The sequence below is a fragment of the Acetobacter tropicalis genome (assembly GCF_030644465.1).
Classification (GTDB): Bacteria; Pseudomonadota; Alphaproteobacteria; order Acetobacterales; family Acetobacteraceae; genus Acetobacter; species Acetobacter tropicalis.
Window position 1 is genome coordinate 488752 of sequence record NZ_JAUYUW010000001.1, and the last position, 20132, is coordinate 508883.

The 20132-nt window shown below is 60.3% G+C and carries 17 protein-coding genes; 7 read left to right on the forward strand and 10 right to left on the reverse strand.

Annotation, left to right across the window (positions count from 1 at the left end; translation table 11 throughout):
* Positions 1–18 precede the first annotated feature (18 nt).
* The gene (locus QWU00_RS02195) at positions 19–1647 is read right to left on the reverse strand and encodes a lysine--tRNA ligase (RefSeq protein ID WP_035379465.1); all 1629 of its coding nucleotides are present in this window, start codon (positions 1645–1647) and stop codon (positions 19–21) included.
* Positions 1648–1812: 165 nt separating this feature from the next.
* Here QWU00_RS02195 and QWU00_RS02200 point away from each other — a divergent pair, with 165 nt between their 5' ends.
* Positions 1813–2565, forward strand: a complete 753-nt coding sequence (locus QWU00_RS02200) for a competence/damage-inducible protein A (RefSeq protein ID WP_035379305.1) — start codon at positions 1813–1815, stop codon at positions 2563–2565.
* 25 nt (positions 2566–2590) lie between these two features.
* Here the strand turns inward: QWU00_RS02200 and QWU00_RS02205 are convergent, their stop codons facing one another.
* The 3 genes from QWU00_RS02205 to QWU00_RS02215 all read right to left on the reverse strand — a co-directional run bounded on the left by QWU00_RS02205 (position 2591) and on the right by QWU00_RS02215 (position 4870).
* Positions 2591–3547, reverse strand: a complete 957-nt coding sequence (locus QWU00_RS02205) for an acetyl-CoA carboxylase carboxyltransferase subunit alpha (protein ID WP_035379307.1) — start codon at positions 3545–3547, stop codon at positions 2591–2593.
* Between the two features lie 71 nt (positions 3548–3618).
* The gene (locus QWU00_RS02210) at positions 3619–4557 is read right to left on the reverse strand and encodes a site-specific tyrosine recombinase XerD (protein WP_081939012.1); all 939 of its coding nucleotides are present in this window, start codon (positions 4555–4557) and stop codon (positions 3619–3621) included.
* Between the two features lie 13 nt (positions 4558–4570).
* Positions 4571–4870, reverse strand: coding sequence for a hypothetical protein (locus QWU00_RS02215; RefSeq protein ID WP_035379312.1), 300 nt, complete (start codon positions 4868–4870; stop codon positions 4571–4573).
* Between the two features lie 64 nt (positions 4871–4934).
* On the opposite strand from QWU00_RS02215, the gene aroB reads away from it, so the two are divergent.
* From aroB to QWU00_RS02245, 6 genes are all read left to right on the forward strand, one after another.
* Entirely contained in the window at positions 4935–6668 is a 1734-nt protein-coding gene (gene aroB, locus QWU00_RS02220) for a 3-dehydroquinate synthase (protein WP_081939020.1), read from the forward strand.
* Between the two features lie 336 nt (positions 6669–7004).
* Positions 7005–8141 carry an OmpA family protein gene (locus QWU00_RS02225; protein WP_035379315.1) on the forward strand — a complete coding sequence of 379 codons (1137 nt, stop codon included), beginning with the start codon at positions 7005–7007 and terminating at the stop codon, positions 8139–8141.
* A 148-nt stretch (positions 8142–8289) separates the two neighbouring features.
* Positions 8290–8748: a GtrA family protein gene (locus QWU00_RS02230; RefSeq protein WP_150395532.1), complete on the forward strand. Its 459-nt coding sequence runs from the start codon at positions 8290–8292 to the stop codon at positions 8746–8748.
* Positions 8749–8955: 207 nt separating this feature from the next.
* The gene (gene alaS / locus QWU00_RS02235; protein WP_035379469.1) at positions 8956–11601 is read left to right on the forward strand and encodes an alanine--tRNA ligase; all 2646 of its coding nucleotides are present in this window, start codon (positions 8956–8958) and stop codon (positions 11599–11601) included.
* A gap of 79 nt (positions 11602–11680) precedes the next feature.
* Positions 11681–12370 carry a phosphatidylserine decarboxylase gene (locus tag QWU00_RS02240; RefSeq protein WP_035379319.1) on the forward strand — a complete coding sequence of 230 codons (690 nt, stop codon included), beginning with the start codon at positions 11681–11683 and terminating at the stop codon, positions 12368–12370.
* Positions 12371–12579: 209 nt separating this feature from the next.
* Positions 12580–13416 carry a CDP-alcohol phosphatidyltransferase family protein gene (locus QWU00_RS02245; RefSeq protein WP_035379471.1) on the forward strand — a complete coding sequence of 279 codons (837 nt, stop codon included), beginning with the start codon at positions 12580–12582 and terminating at the stop codon, positions 13414–13416.
* Here the strand turns inward: QWU00_RS02245 and QWU00_RS02250 are convergent.
* Genes QWU00_RS02250 through QWU00_RS02275 form a run of 6 tightly spaced genes read right to left on the reverse strand, consistent with a single transcriptional unit; the run spans position 13377 to position 20029 of the window.
* Positions 13377–13898 carry an NADH-quinone oxidoreductase subunit B family protein gene (locus QWU00_RS02250; RefSeq protein WP_035379321.1) on the reverse strand — a complete coding sequence of 174 codons (522 nt, stop codon included), beginning with the start codon at positions 13896–13898 and terminating at the stop codon, positions 13377–13379. The two genes, QWU00_RS02245 and QWU00_RS02250, sit on opposite strands and share 40 nt — an antisense overlap.
* A 36-nt stretch (positions 13899–13934) precedes the next feature.
* Positions 13935–15497 carry a hydrogenase large subunit gene (locus QWU00_RS02255; RefSeq protein ID WP_231551643.1) on the reverse strand — a complete coding sequence of 521 codons (1563 nt, stop codon included), beginning with the start codon at positions 15495–15497 and terminating at the stop codon, positions 13935–13937.
* Positions 15434–16555 carry a hypothetical protein gene (locus tag QWU00_RS02260; protein WP_035379323.1) on the reverse strand — a complete coding sequence of 374 codons (1122 nt, stop codon included), beginning with the start codon at positions 16553–16555 and terminating at the stop codon, positions 15434–15436. The genes QWU00_RS02255 and QWU00_RS02260 overlap by 64 nt, the downstream gene beginning before the upstream one ends.
* Positions 16552–17277, reverse strand: coding sequence for a hypothetical protein (locus QWU00_RS02265; RefSeq protein WP_035379325.1), 726 nt, complete (start codon positions 17275–17277; stop codon positions 16552–16554). The genes QWU00_RS02260 and QWU00_RS02265 overlap by 4 nt, the downstream gene beginning before the upstream one ends.
* Positions 17274–18293, reverse strand: coding sequence for a hypothetical protein (locus QWU00_RS02270; RefSeq protein WP_035379327.1), 1020 nt, complete (start codon positions 18291–18293; stop codon positions 17274–17276). Before QWU00_RS02270 ends, QWU00_RS02265 begins: the two co-directional genes overlap by 4 nt.
* Positions 18290–20029, reverse strand: a complete 1740-nt coding sequence (locus tag QWU00_RS02275; protein ID WP_035379329.1) for a hypothetical protein — start codon at positions 20027–20029, stop codon at positions 18290–18292. The genes QWU00_RS02270 and QWU00_RS02275 overlap by 4 nt, the downstream gene beginning before the upstream one ends.
* Positions 20030–20132 lie beyond the last annotated feature (103 nt).

Consider the following 20132-nt stretch of genomic DNA (forward strand, 5'->3'; position numbering starts at 1 on the left):
GGAGACAAAAATCCGCGCTTAGGCCTGCTGCTCTCGCAGCAATGCGGCCTCAATCAGCGCCACGGTTTCATGCACGCCATAAAGGGCGACAAACCCCCCAAAGCGTGGCCCTTCCTTCTGGCCCAGCAGAACCTCATACAGGCAGCCGAACCAGCTCCGCAGCGGCTCGAATGTGTGCCGCTTGCCAATCTCGAACACCAGATTCTGCAAGGTGGCGGCATCCGCCGCTTCACCCTCATACCCACGCAGGCTGTTCGCCAGATCAACCAGTGCAGTACGTTCCTTGTCCGTTGGGGCACGGAAGGTTTTAGCCGGACGCACAAAGTCAGCGTAATAGGCAATGGCGTGCTGCACCAGACACGCCAGCATGGGGTGTGTTTCGGGCGAAACCGTTGCGTCATACCGGCGGATAAAGCCCCACAGCACTTCCGGGGTTTCCGCATTGGCCACACTGGCCAGATTCAGCAACATGCCGAAGGAGACCGGAGAGCCTGCGTTTTCGGCAATTTCACCCTTGTTAATGAACCACGCCGGATTGGCACGCAGGTCATTCCCCTTGGGGTCTGCGGCCTGAAGCGCCTTGGCCTTTTCAACATGGGTCAGATAATCGTCCGCCGTTTTGGGGATGACATCAAAATACAGCCGCTTGGCGCGTTGCGGCTGATTGAACATGAACTGCCCAAGGCTTTCCTGCGGCGCATAACGCAGCCATTCTTCCACAGAAAGCCCATTCCCCTTGGACTTGGAGATCTTCTGGCCGTTCTCGTCCAGAAAAAGCTCATAGGTCAGACCTGCAGGGGGCTCGCCCCCCAGAATACGGCAGATGCGGCCAGACAGGCGTACGCTATCAATCAGATCCTTGCCGGACATTTCATAATCCACGCCAAGCGCGTACCAGCGCATGGCCCAGTCCGCCTTCCACTGCATCTTGGCATGGCCACCGGTTACGGGCGTTTCAAACTGTTCGCCCGTGGCGGGGTCTGTCCAGCGCACCGTGCCGGCTTCCGGGTTCACGGCGTCCATTTTCACCTGCATCACCTCACCCGTGCGCGGGTGGAGGGGCAGCACGGGCGAGTACGTGGCGCGGCGGTCTGGCCCGAGAGTGGGAGCAATCACGCCCACCACTTCTTCATGCACTTCAAGAACGCGCTTCAGCGCCGCATCAAACCTGCCGCTGGTATAATACTGGGTGGATGACGCAAATTCGTAATCAAAGCCGAAGCTGTCCAGAAAACTGCACAGGCGCGCGTTGTTGTGGGCCGCAAACGACTCGTGCGTACCAAACGGATCGGGCACGCGGGAGAGCGGCTGGCCGATAAACTTTTCCAGCATCTCGCGGTTGGGCACGTTATCCGGCACCTTCCGCAACGCATCCATGTCATCAGAAAACGCCAGCAGCCGGGACGGGCGGCCGGTTAGCGCCGTATAGGCCTGCCGCACCCAGGATGTGCGCGCAACCTCACCAAACGTGCCGATATGCGGCAGGCCAGAAGGGCCATAGCCGGTTTCAAGCAGGGCGGGCCGTGCATCATCATCCGCCCCGGCTTTAGCCGTACGGGCCTCAACATGCGTGGCAAGTTTCTGCGCCTCTTCAAAGGGCCAGGCGCGCGGAAGGGTGGGTTCGGTTTTTGTACGGCTATCTGACATGGCGCGAAAGCTATGAACTGGGCAGCGGCTGGTCAATCCATAAACACACACAGCCTGCGGTGTGTTTGCGCTTTTCTGAAGCATTGACCCCGCAGAAAGCCCGTTCCATCCTGCCACACATCTTCTGCTCCCAACCATCAGACCTTGCTGAAAGGACCGATTTTCATGGGTCGTATCGCTGCCCTTATTCTGATCGGGAACGAAATCCTGTCTGGCCGCACCCGGGACGACAACATCCAGTTTCTGGCCACAAACCTGGGGGAACTGGGCATTCCCCTACGGGAAATCCGCGTCATTCCAGACGTGCGGGAAACGATTGTAAACACGGTTGTGGAGTTCCGTGCCCGATTTGACGAGGTGTTCACCACCGGCGGCATCGGCCCAACGCACGATGATATTACCTCCCCCTGTGTGGCAGAGGCATTTGGGGTGCCGTGGGAATTCCACCCGGCAACCTATGACATGCTGAAAGAACAGTTTGGTGAGGACTTCAACGCGGCCCGCCAGCGCATGGCCAAACTACCCCGCGGCGCCGTGCCCATCCCCAACCCAGTCTCCCGCGCGCCAGGGTTCAGCATTGGCAACGTGCATGTCATGGCCGGGGTGCCCCGCATCATGCGGGCGATGTTCCATGAACTTGCCCCTACCCTTAAACGTGGCAACCCCGTGTTTTCCCGCACCTGGTACACCACCTCCCTGTTTGAAGGCACGATTGCGGACGGGCTGGAAGCCATCCAGAACCGGTTTCCCGCGCTGGATCTGGGGTCCTACCCCTTCCATCGGGATGATGGACGCCGGGGTGTGGCGCTGGTTGCCAAAGGCCAGAATACGGATGATGTAAATGAGGCTGCTCGGGCCATTTACACGCTGATCAAAGAAAAAGGCGGTGACCCCATTGAAGGAGAACCACCGCCCTGATCCGGTCAGTTAGGGAAAAGCCTGATCAGCTCAGGCTTTCACGCCCCATTGCCAGAAATTTCTCACGCCGCAGTTCTTTCAGGCGTGCAGGAGCCAGAGGCACAAGCTCCTTCAGTTCATCGCCCAGAGCCTGCTTGACTGCATCAAGCGCTTCCTGCGGGGCACGCTGGGCACCACCAATCGGCTCTGGAATAATCCGGTCGATCAAACCCAGACGATAAAGATCCTGCGCCGTCAGTTTCAGGGTTTCAGCCGCCGTGCTGGCCTGTTTTGGATCACGCCACAAAATGGAGGCGCAGGCTTCAGGCGAGATCACGGAATAGATGGCGTGTTCCAGCATCATAACGCGGTCTCCCACGCCGAGAGCCACGGCCCCGCCTGATCCGCCTTCCCCAATCACGGTCGCAATCAGCGGCACAGGCGCTTCAAGACAGACTTCAATAGAACGGGCGATCGCTTCCGCCTGCCCACGTTCTTCCGCGTCAATACCGGGCCATGCGCCAGCGGTATCAATAAAGGTGAGAATCGGCAGGTTGAACCGTCCGGCCAGCTTCATCAGGCGCTGCGCCTTACGGTAGCCCTCCGGCCGCGCCATGCCAAAATTATGGGCAAGGCGTGTTTCAAGATCAGAACCACGTTCCGTCCCGATCACCACCACGGGCATACCATCAAAGCGGCCAATACCGCCGATAATGGCTTTATCATCCGCATACAGCCGATCCCCTGCCAAAGGCGTGAATTCGGTCAGCAGGGCATTGATATAGTCCTGCGTGTGCGGACGCTGCGCATGACGAGCCACCTGCACCTTCTGCCATGGCGTAAGCTTGGCATAGATGGAACGCAGATGCTTTTCCGCCTTTTCCTGAAGGCGGGCCGTCTCTTCTGCAATATTGACCCCGTTCGGGTCGGTCATTTGCCGCAGTTCGTCGATCTTGTTCTCAAGTTCGGCGACGGGCTTTTCGAAATCCAGGAACTGACGCATGGGCAAAGCGGATAGCACAGTCACGCGTAAAACCAAGCCACTTCGTGCATCATGCTTGGCACGAAGATGGTTCAGCCTGCTTTTTCGCGCGTTTTTTCGCTCTGTGTGGCAAGCGGGTGATAGGTTTCCACCACCTTTTTCAGCCGTTCGGTCTGCACATGCGTATAAATCTGGGTGGTGGCGATATCCGCATGCCCCAGCAGCATCTGCAACGCCCGCAGGTCCGCCCCATGCGCCAGCAAATGGGTTGCAAAGGAATGGCGCAGCACATGCGGAGAAAGCCGGGCAGGATCAATCCCCGCCTGACAGCCCACTTCATGCAGGATTTTATCAAAGGCCTGCCGGGTAAGGGGGCGGCGCGCATCCCGGCCCGGAAACAACCAGGGGCTTTCCAACGCCTGATCCCATGCCCGCAATGCCAGAGCAGCCTCCCGCGCGCTGGCCGAGATGGGCACCAGACGTTCCCGCCCGCCTTTCCCGCGAATCACCAGCATGGGTTTTTCGTTTTTCAGGGCATCGGCAGGAAGGGTTAGCAGTTCGGAAATCCGCAGGCCGGAGGCGTAGAGCAATTCCAGCGCCGCCCGCGCCACCAACGCCCGGCGCTGTTTGGCCGGAGAAGCCTCGGCGGGGGCTACACAAGCCTCGATCAGCGCCACGACCTCCGATTCGGAGAGGAAATGCGGCAGTGTCGATTCCGGCTGAGGCGATTCCAGATGGGCGGCAGGATTATCGGCCCGCATCCCTTCGCGCAGCAGAAACAGATAAAACTGCCTGATGCAGGAAAGCCGACGCGCCACAGTGCGCCGTGCCTGCCCTTCCGCCCCCAGGTCAGCCATCCATGCAGCCAGACTACTGGTATCGGCCTCGATGAGAGACATACCCTGCGCCACCAGAAAAGCAGAGCAGGACTCCAGATCAGCCGCGTAGGCAGAAAGCGTGTTCGGTGCGGCGGCCCGTTCTGCCGCCAGCATTTCCAGAAACAGCTCCGTCTCGCGGCTGCCAGACATAATTACAGCAGCACCCTTATTTTTGGGCAGGAGCGGCTGCCGGTGCAGCAGGAGCAGCGCCTGCTGGCACAGGTGCAGACGCGGCCGGAGCGGCCACAGGCTGCTGCACCGGGGCCACAGGCGTTACAACGGGCGCAGGCGGCGGAGCCGGAACAGGGGCCAGCGGGGCCGGGGCTGCCGCAGGCGGTGCGGCCAGAGCCACATCACGATGCACGGCCTGAGGCACAGGAGGATGGGCGGTCAGGCCAAGTGCTGCAAACCCGCCTACCAGGGCAACGCAGACCACGGCTGCAACAATGAGAACCATACGGTTCATGAGGCTTTGCTCCATAACAACAGAGATAGGTGTGTTCTCCCTGCTCTATGGTAAGCTGCGTTTCATGTCATCACGTATCTCGTATCCCCCACACGATACGGCGGACCCACCGCCGATTCCGCTTGATCTGGAAAGGGTTGGCAACCGGCACAGCACCGGGCTTATCCCTTCCGGGCGCAGCATTGTTCTTGTTGGCCTGATGGGCGCTGGCAAAACCACCGTTGGCCGCAGGCTGGCCACACGGCTGGGTCTGCCCTTTGTTGATGCCGATATTGAAATAGAACGCGCCGCCGGGTGCTCCATTGCCGATGTTTTCCGCCTGTATGGAGAAGCCGCCTTCCGTGATGGAGAACGCCGCGTCATCCGCCGCCTTCTGGAAGGGCCGCCCATGGTGCTGGCCACCGGCGGAGGGGCGTATATGGATGCAAGTACCCGCAACCTGGTGCGCGAACGTGCCATTTCCATCTGGCTGCGTTGTCCCCTACCTGTTCTTTTGCGCCGGGTGCAGGGTCGCAACCATCGCCCCCTGCTGAATGAAGCCCCCCCGCGTGATGTGCTGGCACGGCTGATGACCGTCCGGCACCCCATTTATGCGGAAGCGGACATTATTGTTGATTGCGGAGACCACAACGTGGACCACAGCACTTCCCGCGTGATTGAAGCCATGGCGCTTTCCCGCCGGCCCATACGCCTGCCTGTCAGCCTGAGCCATACGGCTTATGATGTGGTGATCGGCACGGATCTGATCAGCCGGGCGGGTGCGCTTCTGGCCCCCGTTCTGCCGCAGAAGCGTGTCATCATTATCACGGATGAAAACGTCGCTGACCTGCATCTGCCCCGACTGGAAGCCTCCATGCAGGATACAGGCATCCGGTTCCGCACTCTTATCGTGCAGCCAGGAGAGCAGTCCAAAAGCTTTGCCACCTATGAACGGCTGGTAGATGAGATTCTACAAGAAGGGGTGGAGCGTAAAACCACCATCGTTGCTCTGGGCGGCGGCGTGGTAGGGGATCTTGCCGGATTTATAGCAGCCACCACGTTGCGCGGCCTTCCCTTTGTGCAGATTCCCACAACTCTACTTTCTCAGGTTGATTCGTCCGTTGGGGGGAAAACCGGCATCAACACACGCTGGGGCAAGAATCTCCTCGGCGCGTTCCATCAACCGTTAAGTGTGCTGGCAGATGCATCGGCACTGACAACTCTGCCCAAAAGGGAACTGAGCGCGGGTTATGCCGAAATTGTGAAGTCCGGCCTGATCGGAGACCCGGCCCTGTTTGAATGGTGTGAAAAGCACGGGGAATCGGTCCTGAATTTTGATCCCGAATCCCAGACGGAAGCCGTACGACAGGCCTGCGCCTTCAAAGCCCGCGTTGTGGCGGCGGATGAGCGGGAACAACAAGGCTCGGATGGGCGCGCCCTGCTGAATCTGGGCCACACGTTCGGCCACGCTCTGGAGGCTGAACTGGGTTATGACGGCCGCCTCCTGCACGGAGAAGGAGTCTCCATCGGGCTGCGTCTGGCCTTTGCGCTCTCCGTTAAGCTGGGGGTGTGCCCTCAGGCAGACCTGGAGCGGGTAACTGCCCATCTGGAGACGCTGGGCATGCCTGCACGCATTAGAAACCTGCCATACTCGTTCAGCGCAACTGACCTGATGGTCCACATGCAGCGGGACAAGAAAATGCAGGACGGTCGTCTCTCTTTCGTTCTGGTGCGCGGAATCGGCAAGGCTTTTACATCACGGGATGTACCGGCTGAACTGGTGCGCGAGGTACTGCTTGAAGATGGCTGCGCGCCCTAGAAAACCGCCACTTAACTTTACCCACCTGTGGCAATTAAGTATCCACGCCTCAATTCCGCCTTATTCAGACGGGAGAGAGGCGCGGCATTCGCTAATACGCAATGTTCATAGCAGGACGTTTAAAGCTGATTACTTCCATGCAACCACGACATCTTGGGAAACCGAAATGAACTGTTGCAAAGAAAACACGGTTATGGCTTCTAATCACCAAGAGTATGAAGCTTCGGGTTTCTATTTTGGAACCGATCGTTTTATACGGCTTTAGGCATCTTGCTGGGTCTGACCGCTGAATGGTTGGCGGCAGAGTCGAACAGATGAAATATTGAGGACGAAAAAATGCGTCTCCGCACGGCGTTACTTGCAACGACATTGATGGCAGCGGCTCCGGCGGCCGCATCTGCCACCACGATTACAGGCCCGTATGTTGACCTGGGCGGTGGTTACAACCTGGTCCAGAATCAGCATGCTCACACTTCCGGTTTCGGTGGTGGTGACAGCTACACGAACGGCAGCTCCGCTCAGTACCGTCACAACACTGGCTTCACCGGTTTCGGTGCATTCGGCTGGGGCTTCGGCAACGGCCTGCGCGCTGAAGTTGAAGGCGTGTACAACTACTCCAACATTGATCACCGCAGCGGCGCTGCAGCGAGCCACACTCGCGGTAGCGACCAGTCCTACGGTGGCCTGATCAACCTGCTGTATGATATCGACCTGAAGCAGTTCGGTATCGATGCTCCGGTTACCCCGTTCGTTGGTATCGGTGCTGGCTACCTGTGGCAGCATTACAACCCGACACAGTCCAACTTCCGTAACGGCAACACCAGCCGTCTGGGCGGCACGAACGGTGGCTTTGCTTACCAGGGCATCGTCGGTGCGGCTTATGATGTTGGCGTTCCGGGCCTGCAGATCACCACGGAATACCGTATGATCGGCCAGCCGGGTTCCTTCACGGACGGTGCATTCACCTCCACGGCAACCTATGCCAACGGTCAGCGCGGTCGTGGCAACACGAACTTCGATCACCGCTTCAACCACCAGTTCATCCTGGGTCTGCGCTACGCGTTCGATACGGCTCCGCCGCCGCCGCCGCCGGCTCCGGTTGTTGCTGCTCCGGCTCCGCTGCCGGCTCGCTCCTACCTGGTGTTCTTCGACTGGGATAAGTCTGTCCTGACGGCTCGCGCCCGCCAGATCGTTGCTGAAGCTGCTCAAGCTTCCACGCACGTTCAGACGACCCGCATCGAAGTTAACGGTTACACCGATAACTCCGCTGCTCACCCTGGTCCGCGCGGTGAAAAGTACAACCTGGGTCTGTCCCTGCGTCGTGCTGACAGCGTGAAGGCTGAACTGATCCGTGACGGCGTGCCGGCCACCGCGATCGACGTCCACGGTTATGGTGAATCCAAGCCGCTGGTGCCGACCGGCCCGAACACCCGCGAACCTCAGAACCGTCGCGTGGAAATCATCCTCCACTAATTCGGTCTGATCTTCGTGATCAAAAGAGGAGGCACCTTCGGGTGCCTCTTTTTTTGTCTTGTTTTCCCCTTCTCCTTTCGCGTAGGCCCATGGCGTGACCCAGACCGCCCCGTCTCCCCTCCCTTTTGGCCTGACCAGAACCAAGCTCATGCGGTTGCTGAAATTCGGCACCGTAGGCGGGTTAGGGTTTCTTTGGGATTCCGGCACGGTTTACGCGCTGCGTCCAGCAATCGGGCTTAGTGCTGCAACGTTGGTCGCCTATTTTGTCGCCGCCACGTTGAACTGGCTGCTCAACCGGCTATGGACCTTCAAAGGCGCTGGCCTGCATGATCACCCGCTCCTGCAATGGCTGCGCTTTCTTACCGCCAACAGTTTTGGGTTCCTGCTTAATCGCGGCACGGTTTACACCCTGTTTTATACCGTGCCACTGTGCGTAACCTACCCGGTGCTGGCTCTGGCAGCCGGTGCGCTGGCAGGCATGTTCGCCAATTTCAATCTCAGCCAGAAAATGGTGTTCAAAGAAAAACCACCTCAGTCCGCCCTGGAACTGGCTGAACTGAGTGTGGACGTGTCAACGTCACACAAAAACCCCACATCTGAGTCTTAATATGACGATAAGGCGGGGCTGAACGCTAACCCCTTCCGGTAACGCGCCGGGTGCGCTACATCTGGCAACGGGTTAAGGAAAGCTTGGGTGCTTTCTACCTGGCCGTGAGGACTTGTCCCTGAAGCAAACTTTTTTCGGAGCATCCGGAAAAGGCTGGCTTTGGGAATTCACGCGCCCAACCAGTTTCAGGACCGTCTGCCTCACGCCATGCTGACCACAAACGAAATTCGCACCACCTTTCTGGAGTATTTCGCCGGGAAAGGGCACCAGATTGTGCCTTCCTCTTCTCTGGTGCCGCGCAATGACCCCACCCTGCTTTTCACCAATGCGGGGATGGTGCAGTTCAAGAACGTGTTTACCGGGCAGGAAACCCGCCCCTACTCACGCGCTACCACAGCGCAGAAAGTTGTGCGGGCAGGCGGCAAGCATAACGATCTGGATAACGTAGGCTATACAGCCCGGCACCACACCTTCTTTGAGATGATGGGCAATTTCTCCTTCGGTGATTATTTCAAGCCCGAAGCGATTGAACTCGCCTGGACATTGGTGACCAAGAATTTCGGCCTGCCGAAAGACAAACTGCTGGTGACCGTCTTCTCTGAAGATGAAGACGCCGCCGGACTGTGGCGCTCCATTGCGGGGCTGGATGACAGCCGCATTATCCGTATTCCCACCTCTGACAATTTCTGGCGGATGGGTGACACCGGCCCCTGCGGCCCCTGCTCCGAAATTTTCTTTGATCACGGCCCAGATGTTCCCGGTGGCCCCCCTGGCTCCCCTGATGAAGACGGGGACCGGTTTGTGGAAATCTGGAATCTGGTCTTCATGCAGTATTTTGAAGATCCGCCGGGCGTGCGCTCTCCGCTGCCCCGCCCTTCCATTGACACCGGCCTTGGTCTGGAACGCTTTGCCGCCATCATGCAGGGCAAGCGCGACAACTACGATACCGACACGTTTGTGGCTCTGACCCAGGCTTCTGCGGATCTGACCCACCAAAGCGTTGATGGCCCGTTCAAAGCCAGTCATCGCGTAGTGGCGGACCATCTGCGCTCAACAGCGTTCCTGATTGCCGATGGTGTTCTGCCCTCCAAGGATGGCCGAGGGTATGTGCTGCGCCGCATCATGCGCCGCGCCATGCGCCATCTGCACATGATGGGCACGCGCGAGCCCGTGTTCTACAAACTACTGCCCGTGCTCATCCAGCAGATGGGTCAGGCTTACCCTGAACTGGTGCAGGGTGAAGCTCTGATCCGTGAAACCATGCGTGGTGAAGAAGAACGCTTCAAAGCCATGCTTGATCGCGGCTTGGGCCTGCTTGCGGAAGAAACCGACAAACTCACGCCGGGCGCTGCCCTGCCGGGTGACGTTGCCTTTCGCCTGTATGATACGTTCGGCTTCCCGCTTGACCTGACACAGGACGCCCTGCGCGGCAGCGGTCACCCGGTGGACGTGGAAGGCTTTGATGCCGCTATGACCGTGCAGCGTGAACGCGCCCGTGCCTCCTGGGTAGGCTCTGGCGATACGGCGCTTGAAACTGTGTGGTTTGAAGCACGCGACAAGTTTGGTGCGTCTGAATTCCTTGGCTACAGCACAGAACAGGCTGATGGCGAAGTTCAGGCCGTGGTTGTGGGCAATGGCTTTGTGAAAGAAGCCCCGGTTGGTGCGGAAGTGGCCGTGCTGCTCAACCAGACCCCATTCTATGGAGAAAGTGGTGGGCAGGCCGGAGACACCGGCACCCTTACAGCGAACGGCCTGCGCATTGCCGTAACCGATACGCAGAAAAAAGCCGGTGATCTGATCGTGCATTATGGTACCGTGACCGAAGGCACACTGCGCCCCGGTCAGGCCGTAACGGCTACCGTGGATCATGACCGCCGCTCCGCCATTCGTGCGCATCACTCCGCCACGCATCTGCTGCATGAGGCTCTGCGCCGCAAGCTGGGCACGCATGTTGCCCAGAAAGGCAGTCTGAACACGCCAGACCGCCTGCGCTTTGACGTCAGCCAGCCGCGCCCCATCACGGCGGAAGAACTTGCGGAAGTGGAAGCTGAGGTGAATCGCCTGATCCGTGAGAACTCCCAGGTGGTCACCCGCTCCATGACGCCAGAAGAAGCCGTGGCTGAAGGGGCTATGGCCCTGTTTGGCGAAAAATACGGTGATGAAGTGCGCGTGGTGTCCATGGGCGGTGCCGATGGCAACAAAAGCGCATGGTCGATCGAACTCTGCGGGGGCACGCACGTAAACCGCACGGGCGATATCGGCCAGTTCCGCATTACGGCGGAAAACGGCGTTTCTGCTGGCGTGCGCCGTATTGAAGCCGTTGCAGGCAAAGCGGCTGAAACGCTTTCCCTCGCCAATGAGCAGCGCCTCAACCAGATGGCCGCCATGATGAAGGTGAGCGTAGCGGATGCACCGGAACGTCTGGCCCTGCTGCTGGAAGAACGCCGCACCATGGAACGGCAGATTTCCCAGCTTCAGCGCCAGTTGGCAGCAGGCAATGCCGCCTCCGCCGGTGTGGAAGACGTTGGCGGCGTAAGACTGGCCAGCCGCAACGTGGGGGACACCGCCCCGCGTGAACTGAAAGGGCTTGCAGAAACCATTCTGAAGCAGGGCAATGCGGATGTTGTGGTGCTGATTTCAACAGCGGGTGACAAAGGCAGTGTTGTCGCTGCCGTGGCGCCCGAAACTGTTGAAAAAGTAGACGCCGTTGCCTTGGTGCGTGCGGCCAGTGTGGCCATGGGCGGCAAAGGCGGTGGTGGCCGACGGGACATGGCGCAGGCAGGCGGCCCGAATGCCGATGCAGCCGATGCGGCTTTCATCGCCGTGCGTGAGGCACTGGCAGGCGCGGCCTGACCCAGACCACAGACAGGGAACGGCTGGCAGCCGCCCCTGTTTCTGTTCATGCCCCGGCTCACTTCATAAGGACTTCCTGATGTCTCTTCTTGGTTCTCTTAAAATGGTTATGGCCCCTCCCCACCCGGAAGCGCGGCCTTTCCTTCTGGCATCTGGTGCCGCCACACTGGCTACGCGCTATCTGGCCAAAAAACTGTCCTGCCCCAAACTGAAGCTACTGGGCACGGCCAGCGGCCTGTTCTTTGGCTTCTGCCTGTATTTCTTCCGTGACCCGGAGCGCATTACCCCTCCCCGTGCGGATGTTGCGGTCGCACCGGCTGACGGGCGCATTGTTTCTATTGAAAAAGTTGCTCCTCCGGCTGAACTGGGTATGAGCCCGGTGCCTGTGTGGCGCATTGCCACGTTCCTGTCCGTGCTGGATGTACATGTGAACAGAATACCCGCAGCAGGGACTGTGACCCGCATTGCCTATCATCCGGGCCAGTTCCTGAACGCCAGTCTGGACAAGGCGTCTGAACTGAACGAGCGCAACGCCCTCAGCCTCACGCTGCCGGATGGCCGCATGATGGCGGTGGTGCAGATTGCAGGGCTGGTGGCCCGCCGTATTGTGTGCAGTGTCACGGAAGGCATGCAACTGGAAGCCGGGGAACGGTTTGGCCTGATTCGCTTTGGCTCCCGCACGGACCTGTATCTGCCGCCAGGGGTTGAGCCTCTGGTCTCCGTTGGTCAGACCATGGTGGGCGGTGAAACCGTGATGGCGCGTCTCTGATCGCCGTGACAGTGCAGCCTCCTTCTTCCACATCCTCTTCTGACAGCAATCTGCCTGCCGGTGCCACAATTACTCCGGCAACAGGAGCGCTTCCTCCCCATGCGTCTGAGAACAGTGCAAACAGCACGTCCTCACTGGCGAATGGCACCGCCCAGACAGGCACGCCTGATGGCGCGGCTGCGGAAAATGCTCAGCCTCGTCCGCGTGGCCTGAGGCGCAAGCGGTTACGGCGGCGTGTGCGGAACAAGATCAAGGGACCATCCTTCAATCGCCTGATCCCGAATATTCTGACCATGCTTGGGTTGTGTGCGGGTTTGACCGGCATGCGCTTTGCTGTGGATGGCCGGTTTCAGGCTGCGGGAATTGCCTTGCTCATTTCGGCCTTCATTGATGGTCTGGATGGCCGCATTGCCCGTCTGCTGCGCGGCTCTACCCGTTTTGGTGCGGAATTTGACAGCCTTTCAGATTTTGTCTGCTTTGGTGTCGCTCCGTCCTTCCTGCTGTATTTCTGGGCCTTGCGGGATGGCGGACGCTACGCGTTTCTGCCGTGCCTGATGTTTACGGTCTGTATGGCGCTGCGGCTGGCCCGGTTCAACGCGACGCTGGATGAAGCCGAGGAAAAACCCAAATACGCCAGCAATTTCTTTACCGGTGTTCCCGCACCAGCCGGTGCTGGTCTCGCCCTGTTTCCAATGTTTCTGGGGCTGGAAGCGGAAAAGCTGGATATTGTCTGGCTCTACAAGTTCACCCGGCTTGCCTATCTGCCCAGCTTTACCTTGATCAGCACCGCGTTCCTGCTGGTGTCTACCTTGCCGGTCTGGTCTTTCAAGAACTTCAAGGTGCCTGCTCATTTTGTGCTGCCCGTTATGCTGGGCACTGGCGCTTATGCCGCCGTGCTGGTGGCAGACCCATGGGGGGCATTGGCTGCGGCTGGCGTGATTTATATGGCGCTGCTGCCGTTAAGCCGCCTGAGCTTCTTCAAGCTGAAAAAAGCAGCGGAAGACCTTCAGGAAGACGTGGAAGACGAACCCACTCCCTCATCCTGACCGGCTGAGGCATTCTCTTCCAACCGCTTCCCAAACAGGGAAAACAGACCTTCCAGCACATCGTGCGGTGAAGGCGGACAGCCGGGAATACGCAGATCAATCTGCACCTTCCGGTCCAGTCCGCCCATTACGGCGTAGTTTTCTGTGAACATCCCTCCATCCACAGCACAATTCCCCACGCAGATCAGCCCTTTCGGAGTCGGCATGGCCTGCCATGTGGCTTCCAGAACAGGCATCATGCTGCGTGTCACTGCACCCGTTACCAGCAAAACATCAGCCGCACGGGGAGACTGCACAAACCCGAACCCCGCGCCCTGAGCATCATAGGGGCCGGTTGCCAATGCCTGGAGTTCCATACCGCACCCACCACAGCCGCCCGTATCCACATGAAACAGAAGCAGGGGCCAGCGCGGTCCCACAGGCTTGAGGCGCGCACCTCCCTGACGAAAAGTGGCATCAAACACGGCGCGAATCAGGCCCATGGGTGTTTGTCTTTCTTCACGTCCTGCTCTCCGCCATCATCCATCTTGGGCTGCGGCATTTACGCCCAACGAGGCTTTTATGAGCGCAACATCCGCAACGTTCTGGCCGGGCAGCACGGTTTCAAATGCCATCAGTGCCGGATAGGAGGGATCGCGCAGGAAAACGTGCTCCACCCGCCCATTCAGCAAACGCACCCAGTAGAGCACCCTGCCCCATGGGCCTTCCGCCATGCCAATACCTTCTCCGTCCTGATAGGAAAGGTCTATGCGGCCTCCCGCAGTCAGACCAAGGCGCGGAGCCAGATCAGCCAGCATGCGCAGGCTTTCTCCAACCTCATCAAGCAGCACGGCAGTACGATCGTCCACGCTGCCCCCATGTCGACCTGCCGTAAAACGCCATAGGCCATCATACATTCGCATATCGCGGCGGCAGTCACTATCGCCACCAGCAGCACGGGCAACAGGCCCGTCCAGCCCCAACCGTTCCAATGCCGCACGGTCCAGTATGCCGATGCCTGCCAGACGTGCAGAAAGCCCCGGATACCCGCGCCAGAGTTCTGAGAGGGCGGAATAGTTTTCCTCGCCCAATTCTGCCAGACGCGTGCAAAGGTCCCCTACGTCAGACGCACTCCGCAGGCTTACGCCGCCCGGAACACAGTGGTCCATCAACAGGCGCGACCCGATTACGGGCGCAGCCTCCTTCAAAAGCTGTTCCCGGAACCACATGCAGCGAGACGCAACCAGAACCGCTCCGGCCTCCTGCGCCAGCGCCGCCAGCGTGTAGAGATGCTGCACGCAACGTTCCAGTTCCAGAAGCACCACGCGCAACTGGCTGACCTCATGCCCGATCTGCTCGCCACAGGCCGTTTCTATAGCCTGACAGAACGCCACCTGATGCGCTGCGGAACATCCGGCAGCCACACGCCCGCTCAGGCGGCAGGCCTCATCCACGCGGCTGTTACGCCACCGCAAGGCCATGCCCCGATGCGCATAGCCTGTCACCGTTTCAGCACCTACAATAGTCTCACCTGCCAAGGTCAGGGCAACATGCATGGGGGCGCCTGTGCGGCCAGTGGCAGGCCCGATGCCTGCTGCAAGCCCTTCCGCTGCCAAAAAGGCATCGGACGGTTGATATGCAATCATACCCTTATGGCCACCTGCCGGTCCCGGCATTGACGCAAGCGGCGTGGTGCTGGTCCAGACATCATGATCAACCAGAGGCCGCACATCCCGCGCCCACATGGCTTCTGCGCCATACAGGTCAAACACCATGCGTTCATACAGGCTGGAAACGGCTCGGGCCGGAGACAAAGCGGGATAGCGGCCATCTTCCAATGCAAGCGTAGCGGCCAGAGGCTGATTGCCATGAGGCAGAAACAGCACGTGTACGTCTGTTCCATCACACCACAGACCAACAAAAGGCAGAGCCTCCTGCTTCAGGCCATCCACCAGATCCCGCCAAGCCAGTTCTTCCAGACGAAACCGCCATGGTGTGCCGGTTTCCGCTCCAGCGCGGATATGGGCCACAGGGTCCATCAGAATGCTCCCAGCATCATGGCCAGCGGCACCAGAAACCCGGTTACCACCAGCACGGAACACGCCACGCGGCCTGCCGTATCGCGGGGCCAGATATCCTGCCCGAAGCCCCCGGCAGGTACAGCCCTCACAACCGCGCATAAAATGCCCGCCACAGTGAGCACCGTGAACACCCATGACCAGTCACTCATCACGGAAAGCAGCAGCAGACACCCCACAAACGGGGCGCCAGGTGGAAAACAGGCCAGTGCCCGCGCCGCCCAGGACCGCCCGGAGCGGCTCCCGCCTGCTAAACACCAACCGCACAGAAACAGCAGCGCCGCTACATCAGCCCGCGCGCCCACGGCAATGAGCGCCAAGGCGGAAGGAAATGTGCGGAACAGGCGCAAACCATCATCAGACCGGCCTGCACACGCTGTCAGCCAGACGGAAGCCAACCCAGCGGCAACCAGCGCTGTATCAAACGCCTCTCCCCCGTGGGGACGCAGCCGCATGGAGAGCAATAATGCCGAACCGGCAAATGGCAAAAACAGGAAGGTATCATTTTCCTCACGCCACGGCTGACCGAAAGGCGTCAAACCCGCCAGCATGACAATGCCGCAGGCCATCATCAGCCCTGCCGAGGGGGAGGCCCCCGGCAACAGCAGCCCCCCCAGCACCAGAAACATGCCAACTGACCCTGTACGCACCAGCGCCCAACCCGCACGCGCCTGCCCTGCCGGACGGCCAAAAACAAACACACCATAGGCCAGAGAGGCTTCAAGAATACCAAGCCCCACCACCGGATCAGGCGTAACACAGGCAAGCCCGGCCAATGCGGTGGACACATGCGGCAGCCCGCGCAGGAAGCGGTCCGCCATATCGCGGCTTTCCAGCACTGTCAGCAGGAGCCCAAAGGCCAGCATCACACGCCCGGCCCGTTGCACGGGATCATCATCCCACCCGGCAGCCACGGCTCCGGTTGCGGGAAAAAGAAACACGGCCAACGCCAGCACACACCCAATGGCCGCCATCCACACCGCAACCTCGCGGCTGCGCACGGTAGGGGCGCTCATGACCACAACCGCCCCCAGCAAAGGCCATGCAAACGCCAGAGCGGCAAGAAAAACGGGCACCGTCATGCAGGGTCATCCTCTGCCTTGGGGGCGGGTTTGTCCGTCTCGTTCCCTTCTTCATCAGCAGGAGCTCGCGGGGGCTCTTCGGCCAGCCGAGTTGTTCCAAAAGCAGGCACGGGGTCAGAGGGTAAGGGGGCTTCCCCCCGAAAGCGCGTTTCGGCAGGTTTGCTTTTCCTGTCCGCATCCTTGCGGCCAGAGGCCCGTACCACCGCCACACGCGGCATGACACGGTGGACATACAGGCCGCCCAGAACACTGATGACGCACCCCGCCAGCACTGCTACGCCAACGACCATCACCTGCTTTTCAATCACACCGGCCAGCATGACGCCGTTGATACATGTGAGCAGCCCGGCCCACTGCCAGATCATGGCCTGCCGGTACGTTACGGCCACCAGCCCAGCCAGAACCACACACAGACCAGCCGGAAACTGCGGCGCACCAGACCGCGCGCTGGCCAGCAGCAGCACAACCATCAGCCCTAGCGCAAAAAACGGCACCGTGGGCCCACTCCGCTCCTGCCCTCTGTCCTGCTGGTAATACGAGAGGAACCATACCGGCCCGATGGAAAAAAGCAGCACAAAAGCTGCGGCTGTTTCCTGCAGTGACGCCACGCCGTCCACCAGCATGGCGACCGCCGTCACCCCGCCCAGCACGGGCAGGAAACCCATGCCACGCGCCACCACGCACAGGGCCAGCAAAGGGGCCAGAATGGCGGCAAGTGTCACTGTGTGATTCCTTCCGCGCCAAAGGCCGGGTCCTGCACCTGGATGGCGGCTGTTTTATCCTGTGCCGTTGGTGTGGCAAGGCCCGGATACGCCGCCTGCCACGCCAGCAGGCCCAGCAGAAAGACGCAGGCCAGCCGCACCCGCGCGCGGCGGGCCGGCGGCAGAACCATCAACTGCATCCCGGCCAGCAGCAATGCAGCAATCACAAGCTTGAGCAGCCACGCACCGCCGCCCTGCAGGCAGGCCATCAGCCATGGCTCCACTCCACCATCCGTCGGCAGAGCCAGACAGCCGGCCCACGCCACATCTCCGGCCAGCGTAACCCAGCAGAGCTGCACAATATCTTCCGCCAGCAGCCACACCCCCCGGTCAGCACCAGAGAGCGGGCAGGCCTGCGCCGCCCCGACCGAAGTACCACGCCATGCCGCAGCACCAAACAATGCAACACCCATCAGCACAAAAGGCGCGCCTGCCCCCAAGGGAGAAAGCCCCCGCACATGCGCCAGAAAAGCGGAAAGATCCTGCCCACCCACCATAACCAGCACCGGCACCAGAGAGGGCAATAGCAGGGCATCGGCCATGAACGCCATGTAGCCGCCCAGCGCGGCCTGACCGCGCAAAACCACACGTGGCAACGAGAGCAACAGGGAGGCCCCCACCAGCACGCCACAGACCAGCAGCAAACCAGGAGCCGGAAAGCCTGACGGCACCAAAGCGTAAACTGGCACAAGCCCGGCCCCCAACACGGCCAGCACAAAGGCGGCACGCGCTGCCAGACCGCTCAGGTGGTCTCCAGGCTCATGAAACCCCGGACGCACAAACTGATGCCGGATTTCCTGCCAGCGGCCACTTGCCAGATACCGGGTCTGCCCGGCCAGACGCCCGGCCAGACGCTCCACCCATCCCCTAAAAAAGGGAGCGGCAAACAGCATGAGGCCCGTCTGCACAACAAGAGACAGAGCAGACAGAAACATCCAGCCCCAAGAGAGGGTAAGCGGTGAAGGTGTTGGGGTCATTTGTTGGCAAACAGTCCCCAAACAAGCCCTGCTCCCAGAAAAAGCAGGATCAGGACCATGCCCTGCGCCTCACACCATGCAACCGTTCTGAACAGCACGCTGCGTATATACCGTCCGCCTGCCGCTGTTTTCTCCACAACAGGCCAGGACGCAGGTTTCTGTTTTTCCATACCCAGAAAAACCAGCAGCATGGTCCATAGCAAAACCGGGTCTGCCTTGGGTGCTGCCATAACTGCGCCACCGTGTGCCACCACCGGCCCGGCTTCCTGCCACTCTGCCCGCACGGCTTGCGGGTGACGGAAGGGGTAAAGCCCCAGCACGCGCCCAACAGCAACAGCCGCAGCCACACAAACCAAAAGCGCCAGCACACAGAACAAGGGCGTGAAGCTGATGGACGTATCCACAAACCACACGCTCAGCAGGGTTCGCCATGAAAAATCACGCGGGGCCGTCCCCACAAACAGATGGTCCATCAGGGCCAGCCAGCCACCGGGCAAGACGCCCACCACAGCCGCCGCTGCCAGAGCAAGACCGGCAGGCAGCAAAAGCAGCCCGTATCCTTCCGGCATGGCGTCAGCCTGCATCACCTGCATTTTCTGGCGCTCAAGGGCAGCCAGCGTCACCCGCAGCAGACCCAATAACCCCAACACCATGAGCACGCTCGCCCCAACAAGCACCATAATGGTGCAAAGCGCCTGCACAGGCTGAGCGCTCACGGCGGCCAGTTCACCGGCGGTCAGCAAACACCACAGAACGGAAAAGCCACCCAGAGGCGGCAGGCCGGAAAGCATCAGCACCGCCACCCCCACCAACACACGCCCTGCAGGTAGTTCCGTAACAAGACTGCGGGGAGAAAAGAAGGGACCATCCGGTGCCGTTTCCCCCCGGCAGAGCCAGAGAAGCGCCAGCATGGCCAGAAACGGCGCCCCGGCCCCAAGCAGGGTGGCCGTGCGGAATTGTTCCATTCCTTCAAGGCTGGTGCCCAGAGCCAGTGTCAGCAACACTACAAGCGCGCCGAACCCGGCACTTGCCAGCCCACTGGCCACACGGGCCGCATACGGTGCGCGCAGGGCCTGTACGCAGCCACCCAGCGCAACCGCTCCCCCGCTCAGCAACAGCAAGGTCTGCTGCACGGGGGCCAGAATGCCCACCTCGGCCAGCAGGCGCCCAAACAGAAACAGACCAATGCCTGCGGGCAGCATGGCTTCCGGCCCCTTCTGGGAGGATACCCCCCAACCCAGCAACAGAACCATAAGGCACAGCAGCAACGGTGAAAGAGGACTATCGGCTGGAATACAGGCCGGAATAACGGCAACCGGCAGACACACACCCTGCCTCCCCCGGTCCGCCAGCATGACAAGCGCGGTACCCGCCAGCAGCCCAAACACCAGCGGAGAAAGCGCCAGAAAGGCAAGGCCTGTCAGCACGCAGGCCATATCCCGCCGCCCCTGACTTATCATTCCGCCGGTAAACGCAAGCAAAACCAACATGGGGAGAGCAGGACCATCCAGCCCGAACACCGGGCACCAGCTTACCCCGCCTTCAACCCGCAACGCAGCGCCAACAATGGCCAGCACGCCAATACCACCCCACAGCGCGGCAAGCATTTCCGCCCGCCAGTATGCGGCTTGCCGCAAGGCACGATCTGGCAGCAACGCCAGAACACCCGCGCCAACAAACAGCACAAACAGACCGCAAAGAAGAAAAGACGTGAGAATGGAACCAGCCCCAACCACAAGAAAACGCCCAACCGCAGCGAAGTGCAGCCTTTACCAGAAAAAAGGCGGAAAGCACCATCCGCCGTATGTCATGCCCCTGCCCGCTCCCTCATTACACGGG